The sequence below is a fragment of the Mycobacterium sp. E2327 genome, from assembly GCF_001672675.1.
GTDB lineage: Bacteria > Actinomycetota > Actinomycetes > Mycobacteriales > Mycobacteriaceae > Mycobacterium.
This window is the reverse complement of record NZ_LZKE01000183.1, coordinates 21,006-36,471: the sequence shown is the minus strand read 5'-3', so window position 1 is coordinate 36,471 and position 15,466 is coordinate 21,006. Positions and strand designations below refer to the sequence as shown.

Below are 15,466 nucleotides of genomic sequence, written 5' to 3'. Positions count from 1 at the left end.
CTTCGGCGGCATCGGCTTCGGCGCCGGAAGGCGTGGGCGCCGGCGCCGGTGCCGAGGCCGGGGCCGCGGCCGGCGCGGCGAACGTCGGACCCATCGCGACCGGCAGTAACGGCGGCGCGGCGGGCACGGGCGCCGGCGTCGGTGCCACGGCGGGTGGGGGCACGGCGGCCAGGCCGGCCAGCCCGCCCAAGCCGCCGAGCGCTCCCAGGGGGGCGACGGCGGGAGCGGCGAGGGCCACCGCCGCCGGCTGCGAGAGCGCGTAGGCGGCGACTTCTTCGATGTGCAGCGGCCAGTCGAACAGCTCGAGGCTGATCAGGTATTGGAAGGCCTGCACCGGATTTTGGGTCAAGTACACGCCGAACTGTTCGATGTCCTCGAGGACTTCGAGGGATCGAACTACATAAAAGATCGGTTGGCCCGGGTTCGCGAATGAGTCGTAGGTGAGTCCGTTGACGGTGCCCTCGGCGGGATCCCAAGTCACGCCGAAGTTCTGCAGGAACTGCGCGATGAGTTGATTCAGCGGGTTGTCGACCAACGGATCGTGGGCGAGTTGGACATTGCCGATCCCCAAGTTGTTTTGCAGGAAATCCACGAGCCCCTGCGGCAGACTGAGCGGATTGTCGCCCTGGGACAGGTCTCCCAGGGCTTGGGAGATCTGCTGCTGCAGGCCCAGCGGGTTCTGCAAGAACTGCTCGATCTGCTGCGCGATCCCCTGCACCAGGTTGTTGGCCGCCGGGGTTTGCGCGTCGGATTTGAGGATCTGGGGTGCGGGGGTGGTCTGCGGCGTGGACGCCACCGCCGCGGTGGACACGGCTTGATAGACGCCCATAGTGGTGGCCGCCTGAACCCACATCCGCACGTAGTCGGCCTCGTTGAGCGCGATCGGAATGGTATTGATCCCAAAGAAATTGGTCGCCACCAAGGCCCCGTGGATGACGTGGTTGGCGGCCAGTTCGGGCAGCGTCGGCATGGCGGCCAGCGCGGCGGCGTAGGCGGTGGCCGCCGTCTCGTGCTGGGCGGCCGCCGCCGCGCTGTTCGCGCCGGCCTGCATAAGCCACGCCAGATACGGCGCATTGGCGGCGACATACGACTCGGCGCTGGGCCCCTCCCATGCGCCGGCCTGCACCGACGCCAACAGTCCGGTGAGTTCGTCTGCAACCGAGGCATATTCGGCACTCAACGCGTTCCACGCGGCGGCGGCTGCCAGCAATGACCCCGGTCCCGGGCCGCTGCTCAGCAGCGCCGAGTGCACCTCCGGCGGGGCGGCCATCCAAATCGGCGCAGTCATAGCGGCATTCCTCGGGCTGGAAGGGTAACCAGACCGAAAGCCTAATGAAAACGATTGTCGTTATCAACTCAGCCGCGCTGAGCCCTAGACCAGTGGCCGCCCCGTCCTGATCCGGCGGTCGACATCGGCGAGCAGGACGTTGAACGGGAACCGCCGGACGAAGCGCGGCAGCGCGCGGTTCACCGCACGCAACACCGCCATCAGCCGGTCGAAGCGCCGCTGTTTCGCGGCGTCCCAGGGCAGCCGCATCTCGTCACGGAAGCGCTGAGGCAGAAAGCCGGTGGTGATCAAAAGCGAGAAGTCATCGGACAGGCGCTGCAGCGGGCCCGGCAGCCTCACCCCGCGAATGCGGCCGGCGGCAATGGGATACAGGTAGTCCCGGACGGTGTCGTCGATGTGCACCTTGGCCAGCGACTCCTGCCAGTACCGGTCGAAGGCCGCGCGGTCCGCCGGCCACATCTCCGGCGGCACCTGCAGCGTGGTGGCCAGAGCCATGCCCTCGCGGTAGTGGCGGTCGGCGTCCTCGCCGTCCAGTTCGCCGACGAAGGTCCGGTAGATGTCGACCCCGCCCTTGTACAGGCACGCCGCCACCCACAGCTGCAGGTCGACGTCGAAGGCGTTGTAGGCGACGGGGCTGTCGGGGGTGGAGTACACCTGCGCGTGGGCCCGGTTCACCGCCCGGCGAAAGGCCTCCTTCTGGGCGTCGCTGCCGGCGGATGCCACCGCCAGGTACGTGAAGGTGGTGCGGGCCCGTTTGATCGGGTGCAGGTCCACCCGGCCGCTTTCCACGCGGCTCTCCAACACGCCGTAACCGACGCCCGGACGCGCCAGCTGCATGATCACGTTCGCGGGCCCGGCCAGCAACGCCACGCCCATCAGCCCCTCGTTGACGCCTAATCCGCGCCCGCGGCGGGGGCGGCCCAGGCGGGGCGCGTCTGCTACGGCGCGCTCCACCTGGCCGATCGCGTCCGGCATCGCCACGCGGGATCCCCTTCGCTAAATTTGCGAACGTCTGTTTCCTGATGTTGTCGCCTATCGGGGTCAGTGTCAAGATGGTGGCTATGGCGGAGGCCTCCAAAGCGCGGCCCTACCGCGGCGTCGACGCCGCCGAGCGGGTGGCCGTCCGCCGCCGCCAATTCTTGACCGCCGGTCTGGACCTGCTGGGGGCCGAACAACAGGACGTCTCGGCACTGACCGTCCGCGGCATCTGCGACCGGGCGGGCCTGGCCGCCCGATACTTCTACGAGAGCTTCAGCGACAAGGACCAGTTCGTCAGCCGGGTGTTCGATTGGGTGGTGGCCGAGCTGGCCGCCACCACCCAGGCCGCCGTGTCGGCGGTGCCGGCGCACGAGCAGACCCGCGCGGGGATCGCAAACATCGTGCGGACCATCGCCGGCGACGCCCGCATCGGGCGCCTGCTCTTCAACACGCAGCTCGGCGACCCGGTGATCGTGCGCAAGCGCGCCGAGTCCAGCGCGCTTTTCGCGATGCTGTCCGGCCAGCACGCCGTCGACACGTTGCGGGCGCCGGCAAACGACCGCGTCAAAGCCGCGGCGCACTTCGTCGTCGGCGGCGTCGGGCAAACCATCAGCGCCTGGCTGGCCGGCGACGTCCGCCTGGAGCCCGACCAGCTCGTCGATCACCTGGCGTCGTTGCTCGATGAACTCACCAACCCGGACCTGTACCGCGTCACGGAAACAGGGGCAGATGCCACAGCCGCATCCGGGGATCCAGGAGCCACAACCGCATCATCGTGAGCCGCATGATGCGAATCGCGCCCCGGATCAGCAAGAACGCCAACGGCACCTCGATGCCCAGCGCCGTCGCCACCGATATCCGCACGTCCGCTGGTCCGGCGGTCATCAGGTCGAACCACGCGTCGCAGATCAGCAGCACGCCCGCGGTGAACGCGGCGAGCACCACCAGCTGGCGGCGCAGGTAACCCAGGACGGCCGTCGCCACCATGAACACGACCAAAAGGATGTCGAAACCCACCCACGTGGCGGTCCAGTTGTGGGCGACGTAGTTGTCCGGCAGCGTGGTGGACAGGTATCCCAGCCACGGAACCATCGCGATCGAGCCACCGACCATCAGGCTCATGCGGGTGCGCCGTATCCGGCTCAGGAGCACCGGGTCGATCACGTCGCTCAGGGGCCGCTCCAGCCGGTTGATCAGGTCGCGCCGCTGCTCGGGCGTCAGCGCGGCGATTTGATCGTCGGACAATATGCCGTTCGTCATCATGGACATCCCCCGGCTAAGGCACGGTCTTGCCCTTTCAGCGTACGGCGTCCACCGGGGGCCTCCGGTCGGCCGCGGTCTTGGGGATGGCCTTATTGTCGCTACTCGTGAATTCCTTTACCCAGCAAGCGAATTCCAGCGTGATGCCGTCGGGATCCTGAAAGTAGAACGAGCGCACGTAGACCCCGGGATGCACGGTCGCCGAGACCTGGCGCTCGCTTTCGTCGTGGTTCAGCACCGGCCCGACCCGCACGCCCTTGTCCTTGAGCCGCTGCCGGTAGGCGTCGAATTTCTCGGCCGGCACGTGGAATGCCAAATGGTTCATGGTGCTTACCGCGCTCGTGATGTCGCCGATGCCCGGGATGGCGCCCGGCGACGAGATGCCCGGCACCCGGTCGGCGGCGTCGGCGAACCAGAAGAACGCGACGCAGTCGCCATTGCCCGCGTCGAAGAAGAAGTGTTGGCCCGCACCATCGGGCAGATCGAGCGATTTGATCAGTGGCATGCCGAGGATGTTGGAGTAGAAATCCACGGTCCGCGCCATGTCCGAACACACCAGCGCGACGTGGTTGATCCCGCCCAGCTCGAATTCCGTGTTGGGGTTGTGCGGCTTGATCATCCTGCGGCTCCTATCAATCCGCGAAAGCCCTGGCGGAGATGCAAATCTGAATCTAACATCAGGTTCAGTTCTGCTCCAGGAGGTCCGCACGATTGTCCACCGCGGCCGAACCTGCTGAGCGACCCGATCCCCCACCGGCGTTTCCGACGCACCGCGGCAGGCGAACTCAGGCCGCGATCGACATCGCCGCCCGAACGGTTATCGCGCGCAAAGGCATTCTGGCGACGACCATCGCCGACATCGCGGCCGAGGCGGGCCGCTCGTCCGCGTCGTTCTACAACTACTACGACTCCAAAGAGGCGATGGTCCGCCAGTGGGCCCTGCGGTTCCGCGACGAGATCACCGAGCGCGCGCGTTCGGTCACCCAACACGGCCTGTCCGACCGCGAGCGCGCGTACCAGGCCGCCGCCGCGCAGTGGTGGACCTACCGCAACCGGCTCGCCGAGGTCGTCAGCATTTACCAGCTGGCGATGATCAACGACGACTTCGCGCGGTATTGGGCCGACATCTGTTCCACGCCAATTACTTTCATCAGCGAGTCGGTTCGCCGCGCCCAAGCCGAAGGCCATTGCCCCGATGACGATCCGCGCCTGATCGCCGAGGCCATCTTGGCCATGTTCTACCAGTTTTGTTACACGCAACTCGCCGGGCCCGGTGAACCCGACGACGCGGCCTGCATCCGAACACTGGCCAACATCTACTACCGAGCCATCTACGGCGGAGAGGAGTCAAATTGACCCGTCAAAGCGGCGCCGCTGGCGTGATGCAGGAATTCGTCGGGTTGCCCTCGCCCACCGCGGGCCGGGCCGGGGCCGGCGGGCATCCCTGCCAGGGGCTCTACCACCGCGCGGTGGGGCGCAAGCCGAAGGTGGCGATGATCGCCACGCACTACCAGATCGACTTCGCCGAGCACTATCTCGCCGACTACATCGCCACCCGCGGCATCGGTTTCCTGGGCTGGAACACCCGGTTCCGCGGATTCGAAAGCAGCTTCCTGCTGGACCACGCGCTGGTCGACATCGGCGTCGGAGTGCGTTGGCTGCGCGAGGTACAGGGCGTGGACTACGTTGTGCTGCTGGGTAATTCGGGCGGCGGTTCGCTGATGGCCGCCTATCAGTCGCAGGCGCTCGAACCGAACGTGACACCCCTGGAGGGCATGCGCCCGGCGGCCGGGCTCAACGAGCTGATCCCCGCCGACGGCTACGTCGCCACGGCCGCCCACCCCGGTCGCCCCGACGTCCTGACGGCATGGATGGACGCCGCCGTCGTCGACGAGAACGACCCGGTCGCCACCGATGCCGACCTCGACCTGTTCGAAGAGCGCAACGGGCCGCCGTACTCGCCCGAGTTCCTCGCCCGCTACCGAGACGCTCAGATCGCGCGCAACCACGCCATCACCGACTGGGCCGAGCGGGAACTCAAACGGGTTCGCGCCGTGGGCTTTTCGGACCGGCCGTTCACCGTGATGCGCACCTGGGCCGATCCTCGCATGGTCGATCCGAGCATCGAGCCGACCAAGCGCCAGCCGAACCTGTGTTACGCCGGCGTCCCCGCCAAGGCGAACCGGTCCGCGCACGGCATCGCCGCCGCCTGCACCCTGCGCAACTGGCTGGGCATGTGGAGCCTGCGGGTGGCGCAAACCCGCGCCGAGCCGCATCTGGCCCGCATCACCTCCCCGGCCCTGGTGATCAACGCCGAGGCGGACACCGGCGTCTTCCCGTCGGACGCGCAGCGCATCTACGACGCGCTCGCCAGCACCGACAAGACGCAGGCCTCCATCAACAGCGACCACTACTTCACCACCCCGGGCGCGCGCAGCGAGCAGGCCGATACCATCGCCAGGTGGATCACCAAGAGGTGGCGTTAAGGGTTCTCGCCCATTTCGTTCCCGGCGAGAAGGTACTCGACTTCGTTGCGCCAGAATCGGATTGGCTTGACATCCGGTGGTGCGCCGAGGACGACGACGAGGGCTTTTACCGGGAGCTGCCGCACGCGGACGTGATCTGGCACGTGCTACGGCCGCTGTCGGGCGACGATCTGCGGCGCGCGCCCGGGCTGCGGCTGGTGCACAAGCTGGGCGCCGGGGTGAACACGATCGACGTACCGACGGCGACGGAACGCGGCATCGCGGTCGCCAACATGCCGGGCGCCAACGCGCCGTCGGTGGCCGAGGGCGCGGTGCTGCTGATGCTGGCCGCGTTGCGCCGGCTGCCGGAGCTGGACCGTGCGGTCCGCGCGGGCCGGGGCTGGCCGGCGGATCCGGCGCTGGGTGAGACGGTGCGCGACATCGGCGGCTGCACCGTCGGGCTGGTCGGGTACGGCAACATCGCCAAACGGGTGGCCGAAATCGTCGCGACGATGGGGGCGGGCTTGCTGCACACCAGCACCCGCGACGACGGCCGGCCCGGCTGGCGGCCGCTGCCCGACCTCCTGGCCGCCAGCGACATCGTCTCGCTGCACCTGCCCCTGACGGCCCAGACACATCACCTGCTGGACCGCGAGGCGCTGGCCCGGATGAAGCCGAATGCGGTGCTGGTCAACACGTCCCGGGGCGCGGTGGTCGACGAGGACGCCCTGGTCGACGCCCTGCGGGACGGGCGGCTGGCCGCGGCGGGGCTCGACGTTTTCGAGGCGGAGCCGGTGGCGCCCGGCAACCCGCTACTGGGCTTGGACAACGTGGTGCTGACGCCGCACGTCACCTGGTACACGGCCGACACCATGCGGCGGTACCTGATCGAGGCGGTGGGGAACTGCCGCCGGCTGCGCGACGGGCAACCGCTGGCCCATGTAGTAAACCAACCGACCGGTTGTTAGCTTGGAAGGCGCTGGCACGAAACGTGAGGCAGCAAAGGGACGAGGAAGGCGACCAATGCCGATCGCAATCACTCCTGAGCATCAAGACCTGGCCGATTCGGTGCGATCCCTGGTGGCGCGGGTCGCGCCGTCCGAGGTGCTGCACAAGGCGCTGGAAACACCGATCGAGAATCCCCCGCCGTACTGGCGGGCCGCGGCCGAGCAGGGACTGCAGGGCGTGCATCTCGCGGAATCGGTCGGGGGGCAGGGCTTCGGCATCCTCGAATTGGCCATCGTGCTGGCCGAGTTCGGCTACGGCGCGGTGCCCGGGCCGTTTGTGCCGTCGGCGATCGCCAGCGCGCTGATCTCCGCGCACGACCCCGAGGCCAAGGTGCTGGCCGAGCTGGCGTCCGGCGCGGCCATCGCCGCCTACGCGATGGAGTGTTGCGCGCTGACCGCCACCCGCCAAGGGGACTCGCTGGTGATCCGCGGCGAGGTCCGCGCCGTCCCCGCCGCCGCGCAGGCCTCGTTGCTGGTGCTTCCGGTCGCGATCGACAGCGGCGAGGAATGGGTGGTGCTGCGCGCCGAGCAGCTCGAGATCGAGCCCGTGAAAAGCCTTGACCCGCTGCGCCCGATCGCGCACGTGCGGGCCAACGCCGTCGAGGTCGGCGACGACGTCGTGCTGAGCAATCTGACCATGGCCACCGCGCGCGCGCTGATGGTCACGCTGCTGTCGGCCGAGGCCATCGGCGTGGCCCGCTGGGCAACCGACACCGCGTCGCAGTATGCCAAGATCCGCGAGCAGTTCGGCCGGCCGATCGGCCAGTTCCAGGCCATCAAACACAAGTGCGCGGAAATGGTCGCCGACACCGAGCGGGCCACCGCGGCGGTGTGGGATGCCGCCCGCGCGCTGGACGAGGCCCGCGAGAACGGTTGGAACATAGCGGCTGCCAAGGTCGACTTCGCCGCGGCCGTGGCGGCGACGCTGGCGCCGGCCGCCGCCCAACGCTGCGCGCAGGATTGCATCCAGGTGCACGGCGGCATCGGGTTCACCTGGGAACACGACACAGGCGTGTACTACCGGCGGGCGCTGATGCTGGCCGCCTCCTTCGGCCGCAGCTCGGACTACCCGCAGCGAGTCGTGGACACCGCGACCACGACGGGAATGCGCGCGGTGGATATCGACCTGGATCCCGACACCGAAAAGCTGCGGGCCGACATTCGCGCGGAGGTCACCGCGCTGAAGGAGATGAACCGCGAGCCGCGCAGGGTGGCGATCGCGGAGGGCGGCTGGGTGCTGCCCTATTTGCCCAAGCCGTGGGGCCGGGCGTCCAGCCCGGTGGAGCAGATCATCATCGCCCAGGAGTTCGCCGCCGGGCGGGTCAAGCGGCCGCAGGTCGGCATCGCGGCATGGATCATCCCGTCGATCGTCGCGTTCGGCACCGAGGAGCAGAAGCAACGGTTCCTGCCGCCGACCATGCGCGGCGAAATGATTTGGTGCCAGCTGTTTTCCGAGCCGGGCGCCGGATCGGACCTCGCCGGGCTGACCACCAAGGCGACCCGGGCCGAGGGCGGCTGGCGCATCACCGGCCAGAAGATCTGGACGACCGCCGCCCAGTTTTCGCAGTGGGGAGCGCTACTGGCGAGAACGGACACCTCCGCACCCAAACACAATGGCATCACCTACTTCCTGCTGGACATGAAGAGCGAGGGCGTCACGGTCAAGCCGCTACGCGAGCTGACCGGCCAGGAGTTCTTCAACACCGTCTACATCGACGACGTGTTCGTGCCGGACGAATGCGTGCTGGGCGACGTCAACCGAGGGTGGGAGGTCAGCCGCAACACCCTGACCGCGGAGCGGGTGTCGATTGGCGGCAGCGACGCGAATTTCCTTGCGACGCTTCCCGAATTCGTCGAGTTCGTGCGTGACGGGCAGTTCGACCAAGTGGGCCAGCACCGAGCCGGGCAGCTGATCGCCGAGGGCCATGCCGCCAAGGTGCTGAACCTGCGGTCGACCTTGCTGACCCTGGCCGGCGGGGACGCCATGCCGTCCGCCGCGATCTCCAAGCTGTTGTCGATGCGCACCGGCCAGGGCTACGCCGAGTTCGCGGTGTCGTCGTTCGGCACCGACGCCGCGGTCGGCGACACCGGCCAGCTACCGGGCAAGTGGGGCGAGTATCTGCTGGCCAGCCGGGCCACCACCATCTACGGCGGCACCTCGGAGATCCAGCTCAACATCATCGCCGAACGGCTGCTGGGCCTGCCCCGCGATCCCTAATGAGACGGGTCATGCCGACCTGACGCACGTCTGCCAGGTCGGCATGGCCCGGGTTCTTGGGGGTTGCTGGGTCACCACCACCAGTTCCACAACGGCCACCACGGCCGGTAGCCCTGTCCGGGCGGGCCCCATCCGCCGTTGCCCCAGCCGGGGTGACCCCAGACGCCGCGATCCCAGTCGCCGCCGCGCGGACCCCACCAGCCGCCGCGGTCCCAGTCGCCGCGGGGACCCCACCAGCCGCCGCGACCCCAGTTGCCGCCGCGGTCCCAGTTGCCGCCGTGGCCGTTCCAGCCGCCGGGTCCGCCCCAGCCGCCGTGGCCGGCCCAGCCGCCGTGAGCGCCGCCGCCGGGGCCGTTCCAGCCACCGTGGCCGCCGCCCCAGCCGCCACCGCCGTGGCCGCCGCCACCGCCGCCACCGCCGCCATGGCCGCCGCCCCCGCCGGGCTTCAGCGGGAGGTCCGGACCACCATGCGGGCCGACCGTGTCGAAGCTGATGCCGGGGCCGGGCTGCGGGGCGGCCTGCGCGATCGGCGCCCCGCCGAAGAGCAGCGCTCCGGCCACCGCGCCGGAGCCCACCGCGGCGAGCGCGGCCTTACGGATCGAAACCAGTGAATTCAACATTGGTGAGCTCCTTCCACGTTGTTGAACAAGAAGCTTGAAACCTTTGGCGACGCCTAATGCGTCAAATGACGAATATCCATATTTTGCGGTTTATACACACGAAAAGCCACTCAATGTGACCTTTATCTAGTCCAGCCGATTGGAATGCGATAATGGCGCTCGTATAAATTCGATTTGCGCATTTACTGGATCAGTATTTGCTGACCAGCGATTCTAGCTGCTCAGATGCCTTCTACTGAGATCAGTACCTGAGTGAATGCGAAACTAATTAGTTAATGAAATCGCACTTTGATGAATGTGCGTGCATTTGAGAGCGCTAACCCACCGCGACCCGCCGAGTGCGGTCCAGCGCGCCGGGCGCGCCCGGCGGTGATATCAATGGGAGGGTGCCCGACGACGCGCATACTGAGAAGCGGACGTACTGATTTGCACCCCAGAGAGGGTCGCCGCGATGACGATCAACCCCAACCGCAACGAGTCCAGCCCGAACCGGTTCGCCCGTTACACCGCCAAGCCGCCGCGGCCCGACCAGACGGGCCCGACCCAGCGCCTCAACATGCTCGGGGGTGCCCCGGCCCAGCCCGCGGGCGGCCGGCGAACCCGACGGACCGTCGATCTGCCGCTGGCCACGCACCGCGCGCTCGACATCTGGCAGCGCGAGGCCGCGGACCGCATCGGGGTCGCCCGCGTGACCGGGCAGGAGGTCCTCACGGCGCTCATCGAACAGCTGCTGATCGATCCCAAGCTCTCCGCCCAGATCACCCGCGCCATCCAGGCACGCAGGTGACCTGAAGGGGTCAGTCGATCTCCATCTCGCGGAGCTCGCGCTTCAGGATCTTGCCGGTGGGGTTGCGCGGCAGCTCGTCGAGGAACACGACTTCCCGGGGCACCTTGTAGCGCGCCAGGTGGTCGCGGACGTAGTGCTTGACGGTGTCCTCGTCGAGGTCGGCGTCCTCCTTCTTGACCACGAACGCGCGCAGCCGGTGGCCCCACTCCTTGTCCTCGACCCCGATCGCGGTGGCCTCCACGACGTCCGGATGCCCGGTGATGAGGTCCTCGACTTCGGCCGGGAAGACGTTCTCTCCGCCGGAGACGATCATCTCGTCGTCGCGCCCGCTGATGTAGAGCAGGTCGTTCTCGTCGAAGTAGCCGACGTCGCCCGAGGACAGCAGCCCGTCGATGATCTGCTTCTTGCCTCCGCCGGTGTATCCCTCGAACGGGAAGGCGTTGCCGACGAAGATCCGCCCGACCTCGCCCTTCGGCAACTCCTTGCCGTTGTCGTCGAAGATCTTGACCTTGACGCCCTTGACGACGGGCCCGACCGTCGACGAATTGAATTCCAGGTGCTTGGGCTCGGCGATGGTGGCGAAGGCGATCTCTGTCGAGCCGTACATGTTGTAGATCACCGGGCCCAGGTCCTTGAGCGCCCGTTCCGCCAGTTCCGACCCGAGCGCCGAGCCGGACACGAACACGATCTTCAGGCTGGACAGGTCGGGCTTGGAGTCCATCTTCTCGAACGCGTCGAGGATGCGGGACAGCATGACCGGGACCACGACCATGGCCGTCACCTTGTGCTTCTCGATGTCCTCCAATACCAGCGGCGGCTTGAATTTGCGCCGCAGCACCAGGGTCGAGCCGAGGAACATCGCGATGGTGCCGTGCAGAAAACCCAGCGCATGGAACATCGGCGCCGGCAGCGACGTCACCTCGCCGGCCTTGAACGGCACGTGCGACAGGATCCCCCCGATGGGCGCCAGCGTCGGCGGGGTGCTGCGGTTCGCGCCCTTGGGGGTGCCGGTCGTACCGCTGGTCAGGATGATGATCGACGAGTGCTTGCTCGCCTTCGGGGCGGGCTCGGCGCTGCTGCGCTCGATCAGGTCGGCCAGCGTCTCGTCGTCGCTGCCCGACGGCTCGTCCGCATCGGGATTGGACCCCAGCGCCCGCAGCTTGCCCAGCTCCGGCTCGGCCTTGCTGACGGCCTTGGTGTACTCGTCGTCGTAGATGATCAGCTTGGCGCCCTCGCGCTCCGAGACCTCACAGATCTGCGGGCCGGAGAATTCGCTGTTGAGCAGGATGATGCGGGCGCCGACCCGCGCGGCACCGAAGTAGGCGATCAGAAACCAGCGGGTGTTGCGCGCCAGGATGGCGACGCCGTCGCCGCCCTTGACGCCCTTGTCGATCAGCCCGTTGGCCACCGCGTGCGCGGCCTCGTCGAGCTCGCGATAGGTGAATTCGCCCTCCTCGTCGATGCAGGCCGCCTTGTCCGGATGGCGTCTCGCGTTGAGCGACGGCAGCATGCCGAACTCGCCCCACTTGTAGATCTCCGCGGCCATCGCGGCGTAGTTCTGCGGTGGCTCGATGCGGAACGCGCCCGATTCGAAGATCTTGCGCACGTAGTGCAGTTCGGCAGCGCCCCGCTCGAGGTACTGCTGAACTTTGGAGACCGCCTGTCCGGGCAGGCCGATGAGGTTAGGCATGAATTCCACCCTATGTGACGTAGGTCGCAGTGCCACTAGTTAATACCCCCCGACCTACCATGATGAACATGACCGGCCCGGTGTCCGTGGAGGTGGCCGGGCGCGAGGTCACCATCACCCACCCCGACAAGGTGGTCTTCGAACGCCACGGCGGCTCGGGGCCGCACACCAAGCTCGACCTGGTCCGCTATTACCTGTCCGTCGCCGACGGGGCGCTGCGCGGCGTGGCCGGGCGCCCGATGATCCTCAAGCGGTTCGTGAAGGGCATCTCGCAAGAGGCCGTGTTCCAGAAGCGGGCGCCCGCCAACCGACCGGACTACGTCGACGTCGCCGAACTGCACTACGCGCGGGGCACTTCCGCCGCCGAGGCCGTCGTGCGCGACGCCGCCGGGCTGGCGTGGGTGATCAACCTGGGCTGCGTGGACCTCAACCCGCACCCGGTGCTCGCCGGCGACCTCGATCACCCAGACGAACTGCGCGTCGACCTGGACCCGATGCCCGGCGTCGCGTGGCGACGCATCGTCGACGTCGCGTTGGTGGCCCGCGAGGTGCTGGAGGATTACGGCCTGACCGCGTGGCCGAAGACGTCGGGGTCCCGGGGCTTTCACATCTACGCCCGGATCGCCCCGCGTTGGGAGTTCCGCCAGGTGCGGCTGGCCGCCCAGACCGTCGCGCGCGAGGTCGAGCGGCGAATTCCCGAGGCGGCGACCAGCCGCTGGTGGAAGGAGGAGCGCGAGGGCGTGTTCGTCGACTTCAACCAGAACGCCAAGGACCGCACCGTCGCGTCGGCGTATTCCGTGCGGGCCACCCCGGATGCCCGGGTATCGACGCCGCTGCACTGGGACGAGGTCGCCGGGTGCGATCCGGCCGCCTTCACCATCGACACGGTGCCCGCCCGGTTCGCCGAGCTGGGCGACCCGTGGGAGGGCATGGACGACGCGATCGGCGAACTGGATCGGCTGCTGGTGCTCGCCGAGGAGTTGGGGCCGCCGGAGCGCGCGCCGCGGGGATCGGGCAGCCGCACCGAGAGTGGTCGCGTCTCGTCGAAGCCGCTCATCGAGATCGCCCGCACCAAAACCAAGGACGAGGCGATGGCCGCCCTGGACACCTGGCGCGACCGGCATCCCGAGGCCGCGGCGCTGCTGGCGCCGGCCGACGTCCTGGTCGACGGCATGCGCGGGCCCAGCTCGATCTGGTACCGGATCCGGATCAACCTGCAACACGTGCCGGCCGAGCGGCGGCCACCCCAGGAAGAGCTGATAGCCGACTACAGCCCATGGGTCGGGTACGAAGGACCGCGAAGGGGATGAGCCGCGCGGCGAAGCGGGTCCGAGCGAAGAAAGCGATAATCTCACGCGATGCGACACGGATGGAATCGGCGGGGATTCCTGCAGCTCACGGGGGCTGCGGGCATGGCCGCGATCGCCGGATCGGCCGGGTTCGCCGGAGTGTTGGCCGCCTGTTCGCCACGCAAATCGTCGTCCGCCGCCCCGGGCGGATCGGTGACCGTCACCCACCTGTTCGGTCAGACCGTCATCAAGGAGCCACCCAAGCGCGTGGTCAGCGCCGGCTACACCGAGCAGGACGACCTGCTGGCCCTGGGTGTGGTGCCCATCGCGGTGACCAACTGGTTCGGCGATCAGCCCTTCGCGGTGTGGCCCTGGGCGCAGCCCAAGCTCGGTGGCGCCCAGCCCGCGGTATTGAACCTGGACAACGGCATTCAGGTCGACCAGATCGCGGGCCTGAAACCGGACCTGATCGTGGCCATCAACGCCGGCTTGGACGCCGACACCTACCAGAAGCTGTCGGCGATCGCGCCCACCCTCGCGCAGTCGGACGGCGACGCGTTCTTCGAGCCGTGGAAGGAGCAGGCCACCGCCGTCGGCCAGGCGGTGTTCCAGGCCGACCAGATGAAGTCCCTGATCGACGGCGTCGACAAGCAATTCGCCGCCGTCGCCCAGAAGAACCAGCAGTGGACGGGCAAGAAGGCGTTGCTCATGCAGGGCACCCTCTGGCAGGGCACGGTGGTGGCGACCCTGGCGGGCTGGCGGACCGACTTCCTGAACCAGATGGGCCTCGTCATCGCCGACAGCATCAAGCCCTTCGGCACCGATCACCGCGCCGTCATCCCGCGCGATCAGATCAAGGCGGTGCTCGATTCCGCCGACGTGGTGATCTGGACAACCGAAAGCCCGGACGACCAGAAGACCCTGCTGGCCGACCCCGAGGTGGCGGCCTCGCTGGCGACCGCGCAGAACCGCCACGTCTTCACCACCAAGGACCAGGCCGGTGCGATCGCCTTCGCGTCACCGCTGAGCTACCCGCTGCTGGCCGATCAAATGCCGCCGCTGATCGCCAAGATCCTGGGCTGAATCCCGGCTGTTTGAGCGTTCGTTAAGGCACCTCTGGCAGTGCTCGAAAATCCACCCGCATTCCCTCCCGCCTGCACGGATGCCGGGGTTACCGTTCAGTAATGAGCGTGACGGATATTGGCAGCGGCCTCTCCCAGGAGCTGTCGACCGACCTGGTCGGCAACACCGTGTTCGACTACGGCGACCATGCGCTGATGCTTCAATGCGGCAGCACCGCCGAGGTATTGGCATGGGTGGACGCGTTGGCCGCGGCGGAGATGCCCGGCGTCGTCGACGTCGTCCCCGCCGCCCGCACGGTGCTGGTCAAGCTCGACAGCCCCCGCCTGCAGGGAGTCACCCGGCAGCGCCTGCGCCGGATGCGGGTCGCCGCCGACGCGGGGCCCCCGGCGGACCGCACCGCCGACGTGGTGATCGACGTGGTGTACGACGGCCCGGACCTCGCCGAGGTCGCCAGCCATACCGGGCTGTCCCCGGCGCAGGTGATCGAGGCCCACACCGCCACCCCATGGCGGGTCGGATTCAGCGGCTTCGCACCGGGTTTCGCATACCTGGTCGACGGCGACGCTCGCCTGCGGGTGCCGCGCCGCTCGGAGCCGCGGACGTCGGTGCCGGCCGGTTCCGTCGCCCTGGCCGGCGAGTTCAGCGCGGTGTATCCGCGGCAGTCGCCCGGGGGCTGGCAGCTCATCGGCCACAGCGACGCCGTCCTGTGGGATCTCGACCGGCCCAACCCGGCGCTGCTGACCCGGGGCATGTGGGTTCAGTTCCGCGCCGTCTGAGCAAG

Annotated in this window: 15 protein-coding genes; 9 read left to right on the top strand and 6 right to left on the bottom strand. The window is 68.3% G+C overall.

The window, feature by feature from the left end:
- Positions 1-1,288, bottom strand: a 1,288-nt coding sequence (locus A5712_RS32125) for a PPE family protein (protein ID WP_231982193.1), incomplete at its 3' end; no start/stop codon positions are given.
- Positions 1,289-1,372: 84 nt separating this feature from the next.
- Complete coding sequence (locus tag A5712_RS21620) at positions 1,373-2,263, bottom strand: oxygenase MpaB family protein (protein WP_068109509.1); 891 nt, start codon at positions 2,261-2,263, stop codon at positions 1,373-1,375.
- Positions 2,264-2,349: 86 nt separating this feature from the next.
- Between A5712_RS21620 and A5712_RS21615 the strand changes: the two genes are divergently transcribed.
- Positions 2,350-3,045 (top strand): TetR/AcrR family transcriptional regulator, encoded by a 696-nt coding sequence (locus tag A5712_RS21615; RefSeq protein ID WP_369830418.1) that lies wholly within the window; start codon positions 2,350-2,352, stop codon positions 3,043-3,045.
- Here A5712_RS21615 and A5712_RS21610 read toward each other — a convergent pair.
- Both A5712_RS21610 and A5712_RS21605 read right to left on the bottom strand, forming a co-directional pair.
- Positions 2,978-3,526 (bottom strand): hypothetical protein, encoded by a 549-nt coding sequence (locus A5712_RS21610; protein WP_068109502.1) that lies wholly within the window; start codon positions 3,524-3,526, stop codon positions 2,978-2,980. The two genes, A5712_RS21615 and A5712_RS21610, sit on opposite strands and share 68 nt — an antisense overlap.
- 37 nt (positions 3,527-3,563) lie before the next feature.
- Positions 3,564-4,145: a VOC family protein gene (locus A5712_RS21605; RefSeq protein ID WP_068109483.1), complete on the bottom strand. Its 582-nt coding sequence runs from the start codon at positions 4,143-4,145 to the stop codon at positions 3,564-3,566.
- 92 nt (positions 4,146-4,237) lie between these two features.
- Between A5712_RS21605 and A5712_RS21600 the strand changes: the two genes are divergently transcribed.
- The 4 genes from A5712_RS21600 to A5712_RS21585 are packed head-to-tail and all read left to right on the top strand — an operon-like array spanning position 4,238 to position 9,216.
- Positions 4,238-4,882, top strand: coding sequence for a TetR/AcrR family transcriptional regulator (locus A5712_RS21600; protein WP_068109480.1), 645 nt, complete (start codon positions 4,238-4,240; stop codon positions 4,880-4,882).
- A 26-nt stretch (positions 4,883-4,908) separates the two neighbouring features.
- Positions 4,909-6,012, top strand: a complete 1,104-nt coding sequence (locus A5712_RS21595) for an alpha/beta hydrolase (protein ID WP_369830420.1) — start codon at positions 4,909-4,911, stop codon at positions 6,010-6,012.
- Complete coding sequence (locus A5712_RS21590; RefSeq protein WP_068109473.1) at positions 6,003-6,959, top strand: 2-hydroxyacid dehydrogenase; 957 nt, start codon at positions 6,003-6,005, stop codon at positions 6,957-6,959. Before A5712_RS21595 ends, A5712_RS21590 begins: the two co-directional genes overlap by 10 nt.
- Positions 6,960-7,014: 55 nt before the next feature.
- The gene (locus A5712_RS21585) at positions 7,015-9,216 is read left to right on the top strand and encodes an acyl-CoA dehydrogenase (protein ID WP_068109470.1); all 2,202 of its coding nucleotides are present in this window, start codon (positions 7,015-7,017) and stop codon (positions 9,214-9,216) included.
- Between the two features lie 71 nt (positions 9,217-9,287).
- On the opposite strand, the gene A5712_RS31475 is transcribed toward A5712_RS21585, so the two are convergent.
- On the bottom strand, positions 9,288-9,836 hold the full coding sequence (locus A5712_RS31475) for a hypothetical protein (protein WP_082973579.1): 549 nt from the start codon (positions 9,834-9,836) through the stop codon (positions 9,288-9,290).
- A gap of 451 nt (positions 9,837-10,287) precedes the next feature.
- Between A5712_RS31475 and A5712_RS21575 the strand changes: the two genes are divergently transcribed.
- Positions 10,288-10,623, top strand: coding sequence for an ATPase (locus A5712_RS21575; protein ID WP_068109467.1), 336 nt, complete (start codon positions 10,288-10,290; stop codon positions 10,621-10,623).
- A 10-nt stretch (positions 10,624-10,633) separates the two neighbouring features.
- Here the strand turns inward: A5712_RS21575 and fadD2 are convergent, their stop codons facing one another.
- Positions 10,634-12,313: a long-chain-fatty-acid--CoA ligase FadD2 gene (fadD2, locus tag A5712_RS21570; protein ID WP_068109497.1), complete on the bottom strand. Its 1,680-nt coding sequence runs from the start codon at positions 12,311-12,313 to the stop codon at positions 10,634-10,636.
- Between the two features lie 59 nt (positions 12,314-12,372).
- Between fadD2 and A5712_RS21565 the strand changes: the two genes are divergently transcribed.
- From A5712_RS21565 to A5712_RS21555, 3 genes are all read left to right on the top strand, one after another.
- Positions 12,373-13,623 (top strand): DNA polymerase domain-containing protein, encoded by a 1,251-nt coding sequence (locus A5712_RS21565; RefSeq protein ID WP_068109465.1) that lies wholly within the window; start codon positions 12,373-12,375, stop codon positions 13,621-13,623.
- Between the two features lie 48 nt (positions 13,624-13,671).
- Positions 13,672-14,685, top strand: a complete 1,014-nt coding sequence (locus tag A5712_RS21560) for an ABC transporter substrate-binding protein (protein ID WP_068109462.1) — start codon at positions 13,672-13,674, stop codon at positions 14,683-14,685.
- 101 nt (positions 14,686-14,786) lie between these two features.
- Positions 14,787-15,461 carry an allophanate hydrolase subunit 1 gene (locus A5712_RS21555; RefSeq protein WP_068109459.1) on the top strand — a complete coding sequence of 225 codons (675 nt, stop codon included), beginning with the start codon at positions 14,787-14,789 and terminating at the stop codon, positions 15,459-15,461.
- Positions 15,462-15,466: the final 5 nt, after the last annotated feature.

What these genes read in the sequence shown, in the direction of transcription:
- A5712_RS21620 (WP_068109509.1), bottom strand. Translation starts at nt 2,263, where the DNA reads ATGCCGGACGCGATCGGCCAGGTGGAGCGCGCCGTAGCAGACGCGCCC.
- A5712_RS21610 (WP_068109502.1), bottom strand. Translation starts at nt 3,526, where the DNA reads ATGACGAACGGCATATTGTCCGACGATCAAATCGCCGCGCTGACGCCC.
- A5712_RS21560 (WP_068109462.1), top strand. Translation starts at nt 13,672, where the DNA reads ATGCGACACGGATGGAATCGGCGGGGATTCCTGCAGCTCACGGGGGCT.
- A5712_RS31475 (WP_082973579.1), bottom strand. Translation starts at nt 9,836, where the DNA reads ATGTTGAATTCACTGGTTTCGATCCGTAAGGCCGCGCTCGCCGCGGTG.
- A5712_RS21595 (WP_369830420.1), top strand. Translation starts at nt 4,909, where the DNA reads ATGCAGGAATTCGTCGGGTTGCCCTCGCCCACCGCGGGCCGGGCCGGG.
- A5712_RS21575 (WP_068109467.1), top strand. Translation starts at nt 10,288, where the DNA reads ATGACGATCAACCCCAACCGCAACGAGTCCAGCCCGAACCGGTTCGCC.
- A5712_RS21605 (WP_068109483.1), bottom strand. Translation starts at nt 4,145, where the DNA reads ATGATCAAGCCGCACAACCCCAACACGGAATTCGAGCTGGGCGGGATC.
- A5712_RS21615 (WP_369830418.1), top strand. Translation starts at nt 2,350, where the DNA reads ATGGCGGAGGCCTCCAAAGCGCGGCCCTACCGCGGCGTCGACGCCGCC.
- A5712_RS21555 (WP_068109459.1), top strand. Translation starts at nt 14,787, where the DNA reads ATGAGCGTGACGGATATTGGCAGCGGCCTCTCCCAGGAGCTGTCGACC.
- fadD2 (WP_068109497.1), bottom strand. Translation starts at nt 12,313, where the DNA reads ATGCCTAACCTCATCGGCCTGCCCGGACAGGCGGTCTCCAAAGTTCAG.
- A5712_RS21585 (WP_068109470.1), top strand. Translation starts at nt 7,015, where the DNA reads ATGCCGATCGCAATCACTCCTGAGCATCAAGACCTGGCCGATTCGGTG.
- A5712_RS21565 (WP_068109465.1), top strand. Translation starts at nt 12,373, where the DNA reads ATGATGAACATGACCGGCCCGGTGTCCGTGGAGGTGGCCGGGCGCGAG.